At 71.7% G+C, this 8,576-nt stretch carries 11 protein-coding genes and 1 pseudogene; 2 read left to right on the plus strand and 10 right to left on the minus strand.

The window, feature by feature from the left end; genetic code table 11:
• From gcvT to VGD70_RS27055, 5 genes are all read right to left on the minus strand, one after another.
• Window positions 1–959, minus strand: a 959-nt coding sequence (gene gcvT, locus VGD70_RS27035) for a glycine cleavage system aminomethyltransferase GcvT (RefSeq protein WP_331086156.1), incomplete at its 3' end; no start/stop codon positions are given.
• Between the two features lie 133 nt (window positions 960–1,092).
• A complete protein-coding gene (locus VGD70_RS27040; protein WP_331086157.1) occupies window positions 1,093–1,866 on the minus strand; it encodes an ABC transporter ATP-binding protein in 774 nt (257 codons plus the stop codon).
• The gene (cbiQ, locus tag VGD70_RS27045) at window positions 1,863–2,627 is read right to left on the minus strand and encodes a cobalt ECF transporter T component CbiQ (protein ID WP_331086158.1); all 765 of its coding nucleotides are present in this window, start codon (window positions 2,625–2,627) and stop codon (window positions 1,863–1,865) included. The genes VGD70_RS27040 and cbiQ overlap by 4 nt, the downstream gene beginning before the upstream one ends.
• Window positions 2,624–2,980: a PDGLE domain-containing protein gene (locus VGD70_RS27050; RefSeq protein ID WP_331086159.1), complete on the minus strand. Its 357-nt coding sequence runs from the start codon at window positions 2,978–2,980 to the stop codon at window positions 2,624–2,626. The genes cbiQ and VGD70_RS27050 overlap by 4 nt, the downstream gene beginning before the upstream one ends.
• Window positions 2,977–3,687 carry an energy-coupling factor ABC transporter permease gene (locus tag VGD70_RS27055; RefSeq protein WP_331086160.1) on the minus strand — a complete coding sequence of 237 codons (711 nt, stop codon included), beginning with the start codon at window positions 3,685–3,687 and terminating at the stop codon, window positions 2,977–2,979. Before VGD70_RS27055 ends, VGD70_RS27050 begins: the two co-directional genes overlap by 4 nt.
• A gap of 85 nt (window positions 3,688–3,772) precedes the next feature.
• On the opposite strand from VGD70_RS27055, the gene VGD70_RS27060 reads away from it, so the two are divergent.
• Both VGD70_RS27060 and VGD70_RS27065 read left to right on the plus strand, forming a co-directional pair.
• Window positions 3,773–4,606 (plus strand): AraC family transcriptional regulator, encoded by an 834-nt coding sequence (locus VGD70_RS27060; protein ID WP_331086161.1) that lies wholly within the window; start codon window positions 3,773–3,775, stop codon window positions 4,604–4,606.
• A 10-nt stretch (window positions 4,607–4,616) separates the two neighbouring features.
• Window positions 4,617–5,003: a VOC family protein gene (locus tag VGD70_RS27065; RefSeq protein ID WP_331086162.1), complete on the plus strand. Its 387-nt coding sequence runs from the start codon at window positions 4,617–4,619 to the stop codon at window positions 5,001–5,003.
• Between the two features lie 136 nt (window positions 5,004–5,139).
• Here the strand turns inward: VGD70_RS27065 and VGD70_RS27070 are convergent, their stop codons facing one another.
• The 5 genes and pseudogenes from VGD70_RS27070 to VGD70_RS27090 form a co-directional block, all read right to left on the minus strand.
• A complete protein-coding gene (locus VGD70_RS27070; RefSeq protein ID WP_331086164.1) occupies window positions 5,140–6,291 on the minus strand; it encodes an acyl-CoA dehydrogenase family protein in 1,152 nt (383 codons plus the stop codon).
• Between the two features lie 26 nt (window positions 6,292–6,317).
• The gene (locus VGD70_RS27075) at window positions 6,318–6,929 is read right to left on the minus strand and encodes an ATP/GTP-binding protein (RefSeq protein WP_331086166.1); all 612 of its coding nucleotides are present in this window, start codon (window positions 6,927–6,929) and stop codon (window positions 6,318–6,320) included.
• Window positions 6,910–7,539 carry a DUF742 domain-containing protein gene (locus tag VGD70_RS27080; protein WP_331086167.1) on the minus strand — a complete coding sequence of 210 codons (630 nt, stop codon included), beginning with the start codon at window positions 7,537–7,539 and terminating at the stop codon, window positions 6,910–6,912. The genes VGD70_RS27075 and VGD70_RS27080 overlap by 20 nt, the downstream gene beginning before the upstream one ends.
• On the minus strand, window positions 7,536–7,973 hold the full coding sequence (locus tag VGD70_RS27085; RefSeq protein WP_331086169.1) for a roadblock/LC7 domain-containing protein: 438 nt from the start codon (window positions 7,971–7,973) through the stop codon (window positions 7,536–7,538). Before VGD70_RS27085 ends, VGD70_RS27080 begins: the two co-directional genes overlap by 4 nt.
• Window positions 7,970–8,576 (minus strand): annotated as a pseudogene (locus tag VGD70_RS27090) (hypothetical protein); the annotation flags it as partial. The gene VGD70_RS27085 and the pseudogene VGD70_RS27090, both read right to left, overlap by 4 nt.

An 8,576-nucleotide genomic window follows, 5' to 3' on the forward strand; every position in this document is an offset into this window, starting at 1 on the left:
AGCGTCGGTGACAGGGCGCCGCTCGTCACCGTGCCCACGGGGGTGTCGCCGTCCAGCACCGGGTAGCCGTGCCGCGGCGCGCGGCGGCCCTCGCCGGTCAGGCCGACCAGCGTCGCGGACGGCGGGGCCTCGCTGCGCTTCTCCAGCGCGGCCCGGCCCACGAAGTCCGCCGGCTTGTCGAGCTTCACCACGCGCCCCAGTCCTGCGTCGAACGGGCTCAGCTCCGCCGACAGCTCGTTGCCGTACAGCGGCATGCCGGCCTCGAGCCGCAGCGTGTCGCGGCACGCCAGCCCGCACGGCAGCAGCGACGGCCCGCCCGCCTCGGTCAGCGTGCGCCACACGTCCGCGGCGTGCGGCGCCTCCGCGTACACCTCGAAACCGTCCTCACCGGTGTAGCCGGTGCGAGCAAGGAGAACATCATGTCCACCGATCCGCGTCGGCGTGCTGCCGTAGTACGGCAACGCCTCGAGGTCGGCGTCGCACACCCGCCCCACGATCCCCACCGCGAGCGGCCCCTGCACCGCGATCAGCGCGCAGTCCAGCGACCGGTCGGCCACCTCCACCGCGAAGCCCTCCGACCGCGCCCGCAGCTCGCCGGCCACCACGGCGGAGTTCGACGCGTTGGCCACCACCATGAAGTGGTCCTCGCCGATCCGGTACACCACCAGGTCGTCGAGCACGCCGCCGTCGACGTCGCAGATCATCGTGTACCGGGCGCGCCCCACCTTCACCGCCGACAGCTTGCCCACCAGCGCGTAGTCGAGCGCCCGCGCCGCCTCCGGCCCGGTGAGCTCGATCTCGCCCATGTGGGACAGGTCGAACAGGCCGGCGGCCGCACGCACCGCCCGGTGCTCGGCCAGCTCGCTGCTGTAGCGCAGCGGCATCGACCACCCGGCGAAGTCGGTGAACGAGGCGCCGAGCGCGGTGTGCACGTCGTGCAGCGGAGATGGGGTGCTCATGAGAGCGATCCTGCCTGCTGGGACGCGTGCCCGGAACAATGGGGGTATCCCCGGCCGGCCCCGCCGGTGCTTGCCACACCTGGTCAACGGAGGCAGTTCGGCCCGAGGTTGCCCCAAGCGCCACGGAGTCGGGTCAGTCCAGGTGGAAGCCGTACGGGAGCTCGAGCCGGTGGGCGGCGAGCAGGTCCGTGTCCGCGAGCAGGTCCCGGGTCGGGGCGTCCGCTATCACCACACCGTCGTCGATCAGGATGCTGCGGGGGCACAGCTGCAGGGCGTAGGGCAGGTCGTGGGTCACCATCAGGGTCGTGCGGCCCAGGGCCAGCAGCACCTCGGCCAGCTCGCGCCTGGCCACCGGCTCCAGGTTCGACGACGGCTCGTCGAGCACCAGGATCTCCGGGTCGCACGCCAGCACCGTCGCCAGCGCCACCCGCCGGCGCTGGCCGCCGGACAGGTGCAGCGGCGACCGCTCGATGTGCTCGGACATGCCGACCGCCGCCAGGGCCGAGCGCACCCGCGCGTCCAGCGCCGCGCCGGACAGGCCGAAGTTGGCCGGGCCGAACGCCACGTCCTCCCCCACCGTCGGCATGAACAGCTGGTCGTCGGGGTCCTGGAACACGATGCCGACCCGGCGCCGCACCTCGTGCAACGTCGACTTCGACACCGGGAGGCCCGCCACCTCGATGCGCCCGGACCCGCCGGAGAGCACGCCGTTCAGGTGCAGCACCAGGGTGGTCTTGCCGGCGCCGTTCGGGCCCAGCACGGCCACCCGCTCGCCGGGCTCCACCCGCAGGTCGAGCCCGTACAGCGCCTGGTGGCCGTCCGGGTAGGCGAACGCGAGCCGCTCCACCAGCAACGCCGGTGGCGCGGACCCGGTGCGCACCTCGCGAACCGACGGCTCCTCACTCACGGGAGCCATACTGCCGCCCCCAGCACGGCGGCGGTCGCGAGCACCGGCAGCAACCCGGTCAGCCACACGCCGGGTGCGGCCGCCGCGCCGTGGTCGGGCATCGTGCCGGTCCAGCCGCGGGACACCATCGCCAGGTGCACCCGCTCGCCCCGCTCGTAGCTGCGCACGAACAACGCGCCGATCCCCCGGGCGGTCGCGCCGACCTGCCACAGGAACCGCGGGTCGTGGCCGCGGGAGATGCGGGCGGTGCGCATCCGCTTGGCCTCGGCGGCGATCACCTCGAGGTAGCGCAGCATCAGTGTCGCGATCGTGGTGAGCACGGCCGGGGCGCGCAGCCGCTGCATACCGACGATCAGCTCGCGGGGGGTGGTGGTGGCCGCGAGGGTCAGCGACGCCAGCACGCCGAGCGTGCCCTTCGCGAGGATGTTCCAGCCGGCGAGCGCGCCCGGCTCCGACAGGCTCAGCCCCAGGAACGCGAACCGCGGGCCGCCGCCGAGGAACGGCATCACCAGCGCGATCACCACGAACGGCACCTCGATCACCGCACGCTTGACGAAGTGCCCCACCGGAACGGAGGCGACCGCCCAGATCACCAGGAGCAGCACGAGGTACAGGCCGAACGCCCAGAACTCGGTGCGCGGCGTGGCCACCACGCAGATCACCCCGAGCAGCGCGCAGACGATCTTCACCTGCGCCGGCAGCCGGTGCACCGGCGAGGTGCCCGGCCGGTGCAGCAGGTTGACGCCGTGCCCGCCGCTCACGTGCGGCCGCGGTCCGTCGGCTTGCCGGAGGGCTTGCGCAGGAACCAGAACAGGCCGCCGGCCACGACGAGCGTGGCCACCACGCCGAGGATCCCGGCCACGCCGGTGAACCGGCGCTCGCCGCCGACGGAGTAGTCGGCGAGCGGGCTGCCGGAGAGGTGGTGCTGGCCGGCGTTCTTCGCGATGCAGTCGCCGCGCAGCTCCTCGCCCCCGCTGGTCTGGACGACCTGGCAGCCCTTGAGCGTGGTGGCGTCGAGGCCGTCGGGCGAGGAGTCGGCGAAGTAGGACAGCGCGCCCGCGATCACGAGCGCCACCAGGGCGAACCCGGCGAAGAACAGCCAGGGCTTCTTCATGACGCGCTCCTCGCCGGTGACTCGCGCAGCTCGAGCGGGCGGGCGGTGCCCCGCAGCAGGTGGACGAGGTCGGGCCGGGCGGCGGCGACCGCGGTGACGGTCAGCGCGGTGATCAGGCCCTCGCCGATGCCGATCAGCGCGTGCAGGCCGACGATCGTGCCGGTGACGCCGCCGAGCGAGAACGCCGCGTCGCCGCCGATCGCGAACTCGAGCACGAAGCCGAGCGACGCGATGACCGTGTTGCAGAACGCCGCGATGAACGCGACCGTCGCGAGCCCGGCCCGGCCGCGGGTGGCGAACCGGCGCAGCAGCAACGCGATGCCGTAGCCGGCGGCGGTGCCGATGAGCGCCATGTTGGTGATGTTGGCGCCGAGCGCGGTGAGCCCGCCGTCGGCGAACACGAGTGCCTGCACGACGAGCACGATGCTCACGCACAGCGCGCCGACCCACGGGCCGACGAGGATGGCCGCGAGCGCGCCGCCGAGCAGGTGGCCGCTCACCCCCGGCAGGATCGGGAAGTTGATCATCTGGGTGGCGAAGACGAACGCGGCGACGAGGCCCGCCATCGGCGCGGTCCGGTCGTCGAGGTCGCGACGGGCGCCAACCATGGCGACCGCGATGCCGATCACCGCGACGCCACCGAAGATCACCGAGGTGGGCGCGTTGAGCAGACCGTCGCTCATGTGCATCGCTACTGGATGGGACACGAGTTTCACCCTAGTTAGCCTTGAGCCCCTATCGCCAGAGCATTGCAACAAACTCTCGATTGCGACGGCGCCTACGATCAGGTGCGTGAGCACGGCGGTCCCCACGCTGACCTACGCCGAGAGTCGGCCGAGCGAGCCGGTACGCGCGCTTCTGACCAGGAACTACCTCGGCTTCGCGCAGCCGCCGGCCACCAGTGACCGGTGGCTCGCCACCCCCACGCCGACGTCCACCGTGATCATCAACACGGGCGCGGCATTCGGCGGCTACCCCGGCGCGTTCGTCACCGGGCTCACCGACACCCACGACGTGATCGAGCAGAACGGCGCCATCGAGTGCGTCGACCTCAAGCTCACCCCGCTCGGCGCGTACACGCTCCTCGGCGTCCCGATGGACGAGCTGACCGGCCGGATCGTCGACCTCGCCGACGTGCTCGGCGCACCCGGGCGGCGGCTCACCGAACGGCTGGCCAACACCGGCGGCTGGCCCGCCCGGTTCGCGGTGCTCGACGAGTTCCTGCTGCGGCGGGCCGAGGAAGGACCGGCGCCGGCACCCGAGGTCGGCTGGGCGTGGCGGCGCCTGGTCGAGTCGGGCGGCACGCTGTCGATCGGCACGCTCGCGCACGACGTCGGCTGGAGCCGGCGGCACCTGGTCACCCGGTTCCGCCAGCAGGTCGGCCTCCCACCGAAGACGGTCGCCCGGATCGTCCGCTTCGACGGGCTGGTCCGCCGCGTGAGCGCCGCGCGCGGCGCGGAGTGGTCCCGCATCGCGACCGAGTGCGGGTACTACGACCAGGCCCACATGAACCGCGACTTCCGCGAGTTCGCCGGCACGACGCCGACCGCGTTCCTCGCGCGGCTGCCGCGGCGGATGGCCGCCGAGGTCACATCCGTCCAATACGCCTGGGTGCCGGCCGAATAGCGTCCGAGACATGATCATTCCAGCGATGCGCTACGACGATCCGGACGCCGCCGTGGCCTGGCTCATCGAGGCGTTCGGCCTCACGGAGCAGACCATTTACCGGGACGAGCACGGCAAGGTCGGCCATGCGGAGCTCCGCGCGGGCGAGGGCACGATCATGGTCAGCGGGCCGCGGGATCCCGGCTGGCTGGGCGGCACCGCGGCCGATCCGCTCGCTTCGCCGGTGTCGATCTATGTGGTGGTCGAGGATCCGCAGGGGCATTTCGAGCGGGCCAAGGCCGCTGGGGCCGTCATCGTTCGGGATCTCGAGCAGATGGACTATGGGTCGGACGAGTACTCGGCCCGGGATTTGGAGGGGAACCTCTGGTCCTTCGGGACGTACCGGCCCTCGGCGTGAGCTGTCCACAGGGCCGTCGTTGGCGTTCCGGTTGTGTCGGTGCTGGTCAGTAGCATGGATCTCGGGGGGCCGGAGGCCACGGCCGTCACCCCGGCCGGGTGACGGCCGTTCGTACAAGCCTCTCTGGGGCAGGTGTTCACACGAAGGCGTTCACGCCTGTCAACGCCCTGCCGATCAGCAGCTTCTGGACCTGGCTCGTGCCCTCGTACAGGGTCATCACCCTCGCGTCCCGCAGGATCTTCTCCACCGGGTACTCGTCCAGGTACCCGTAGCCGCCGTACACCTGGATCGCCAGGTTGGCCGCGGCGACCGCGTTCTCGCTCGCGTGCAGCTTCGCCATCGATGCCTCTGTGCGGAAGGGCAGGCCGCGGTCGATCAGGTCGGCGACGCGCCACACCAGCAGGCGCGCGGCGTCCGTGCCGACCGCCATGTCCGCCAGCATCTCCTGCACCAGCTGGAAACCGGCGATCGGCCTGCCGAACTGGTGGCGCTCCCCCGCGTACTTGGTCGACGCCTCCAACGCGGCTCGCGCCAGGCCGACACATCCCGCCGCCACCGACATGCGGCCCTTGTCCAGGGCGGCCATCGCGATCTTGAAGCCCTGGCCCTCCTCGCCGAGCACGGCGGAGGCGGGGACCCGCACGGACGACAAGATCAGCTCGCCGGTCGACTGGCCGCGCAAGCCCAGCTTGCCCTTGATCTCCCGGTGCTCGAAGCCCGGCGACGCGGTGGGCACCAGGAACGCCGTCACCCCCCGAGGACCCGGCTCACCGGTGCGGGCGAAGATCAGCGCCAGGTCCGCCCACGTGCCGTTGGTGATGAACATCTTCGAACCGGACAGCACCCAGTCCGAACCGTCCCGGACGGCCTTGGTCGACAGGTTGCCCGCGTCGGAACCGGTGTCGGGCTCGGTGAGGCCGAAGCACGACAGCGCCTCGCCCGAGCACAGCCTGGGCAACCACGACGCCTTCTGCTCCTCGGTGCCGAACGTCGCGATCGTCTTGCCCACGAGCCCCAGGGTCACCGACACGATGCCGCGGATCGCCGAGTCACCCCGGCCGATCTCCTCCATCATCAGGCAGTAGGACAGGTGGTCACCGCCCGAGCCGCCGTATTCCTCGGGCACCGTCAGCCCGAGGAACCCGACCTCACCGAGCTTCCCGACGATCGACCGGTCGACCTGCTCCGCCCGATCCCAGTCACGGACGTTCGGCACGACCTCGCGGTCGACGAAGTCGCGCGCGAGGTCGCGCAGTGCTGCCTGCTCTTCGCTGAGGGACAGATCCATGGCAGGCACGATACCTAAGCAAGCGCTTAGCCGACACCCGCGCCGTGCACGGCGACCCACCGGTCCATCGAGTACTCGACCATCGTGATCAACGTCTGCTTGACCGACTCCCGGTCCCGCGCGTCGCACGACACGATCGGCACCTGGTCGGAGATGGCGAGCGCGTCGCGGACCTCCTCGATGCCGTGGCTCTGCTGCCCGTCGAAGCGGTTGAGCCCGATCACGTACGGCAGCCCGCGGTCCTCGAAGAAGTCGATCGGCGAGAACGAGTCCGCGAGCCGGCGGGTGTCCGTGAGCACGACGGCACCGATCGCGCCGCGAACGAGGTCGTCCCACATGAACCAGAAGCGCTCCTGGCCCGGCGTGCCGAACAGGTACAGGACCAGGTCCGAGTCCAGCGACACGCGGCCGAAGTCCATGGCAACGGTGGTGGTGGACTTGGTCGGGGTCGCGTCCAGGTTGTCGATCCCCGCGCTCGCCTCCGTCATCACCGCCTCCGTGGTGAGCGGCATGATCTCGGAGACCGAGCCGACGAACGTGGTCTTGCCCGCGCCGAACCCACCCCCGACGACGATCTTGACCGATGTCATCGAGGGGACCAGGGTCTCGCCAGAGGCCTTAAAGCCGACGGAGTCCACTCAAAACCCTTTCCATCAACATGAGGTGTGCCTTGTTGGCCCCACCGGTAGCCGTCTTGTGCACGATGACGAGGCCGAGGCCGGCCATGTCGCCCAGCAGCACCTTGGCCACGCCGAGCGGCACGTGCAACAGGGTGGCCACCTCGGCGACCGATCGTGGTTCGGCGCACAGCTCCGCCACGGAGCGGTGCTCGGTCTGGGTCAAGGCCTCGATGTCCTCACCGAGCTCACTGGTGGTGACGAGGGCCTCGATCCGCATGTCCATCGTGGACCTGGTGCGGCCGCGGGTCCACGCGTACGGACGCACGATGGCCGCGTCCGCCGCGTCGCCGAGCTCCGCCTCCACGGCGTCCAGCTGCCACTCCGGCCTGGATGGCCGGGGTTGCGGGTAGGGCCAGTCGATCCGCTTCACGATCTCCTGGGCCGCTATCGGTCCTGTATGGACGTCCGCAGTGGACGGTGGCGGCCCCGGGGGCGGGTCCACGTGCTTCTTGCGCTTGCGCCGGCCGCCGCCGAGGGTGAAGCCGTTGAACACGTCGGCGAACGTCTGCTCCGGACCGGGCACCGGTTCATCCGGTGGCCGGCCGAAGAAGTCGGGTCCGGGGCTCACGCCGGCTGCCCAACCATCCTCCCGCCGGCGCCCTGCAGCTGGGCCCGAAGCTCAGGGGTGAGGAGCTGTCCGACGCGGTCGACCAGCAGCGTCATCTCGTACGCCACCTGGCCGATGTCGCAGATCGGCGCGGCGAGGACGGCCAGGCAGGACCCGTCGCTGATGGCCATGAGCAGCATGATGCCGCCCTGCATCTCGACGATCGTCTCCTTGACGCCGCCGGCCTCGAAGCACCGGGCGGCGCCCTGGGTGAGGCTGACCAGCCCGGAGGCCACGGCCGCCAGCTGGTCGGCCCGGTCGAGCGGCAACCTGGCCGACGACGTGAGCAGGAGACCGTCGGCGGACACCACGACGGCGTGCGCCACTCCGGGGACCCGCTCGGCGAAGTCGTTGACCAACCACCCGAACTGACTCGGTTGGGAGTGCGGGTTCATTCACTCTCCTGTTGCTTGTTCTCTGGGAATCCGTTTCCTGTCCCGCGCTCGGCGAGGCTGCGCCGCCCGCGGGACAGTCCCTTCTGGAAGCTGCCGAGCCGGCCGCGCATCTCCTCCGCGCGGTCCATCCGCAACGGGCCGCCGCCGGACGGCGCCACGCTGCCCGGCATCAGGTTCTGCCCGGCGCTGCGCCGGGGCAGCCCGCCGGAGGTGAAGTCCACCGGCGTGGACGTCGACACGGTGTTGGCCGCGCGCCAGCCGACGTCCGCGGCGAAGCGCCAGCCGGCACCGCTGAGGTCGAGCCGGCCCGGGTCCCTGGGCTGCGTGCCGGGCTGCTCGTCCGGGCGGTGGTCCCGGGCCCGGCGGACGCCGTGCCGGTAGTTGCTGAGCCGGTCACGCACGTCCTCGGCGGCCCGGCCGTGCCGGGGCGGGCCGGCCGGCGCCGCGGGGTTGCCGGCGCTGCCGGGCACGAGGTTCTGCCCTGCGCTGCGCCGGGGCAGCCCGTTCTCGGTGTAGGTGGCCGGTTCGGCCCGCGAGACCGCGCGGGCCGTGTCGAAGCCGGAGTCCGCGGCGAAACGCCACTGGTCGTCCCGGCGGGACCGC

Origin of the sequence: Actinophytocola sp. (assembly GCF_036402745.1) — a bacterium.
Lineage (GTDB): Bacteria > Actinomycetota > Actinomycetes > Mycobacteriales > Pseudonocardiaceae > Actinophytocola.

What these genes read in the sequence shown, in the direction of transcription:
- VGD70_RS27050 (WP_331086159.1), bottom strand. Translation starts at nt 2,980, where the DNA reads ATGAAGAAGCCCTGGCTGTTCTTCGCCGGGTTCGCCCTGGTGGCGCTC.
- VGD70_RS27085 (WP_331086169.1), bottom strand. Translation starts at nt 7,973, where the DNA reads ATGAACCCGCACTCCCAACCGAGTCAGTTCGGGTGGTTGGTCAACGAC.
- VGD70_RS27065 (WP_331086162.1), top strand. Translation starts at nt 4,617, where the DNA reads ATGATCATTCCAGCGATGCGCTACGACGATCCGGACGCCGCCGTGGCC.
- VGD70_RS27070 (WP_331086164.1), bottom strand. Translation starts at nt 6,291, where the DNA reads ATGGATCTGTCCCTCAGCGAAGAGCAGGCAGCACTGCGCGACCTCGCG.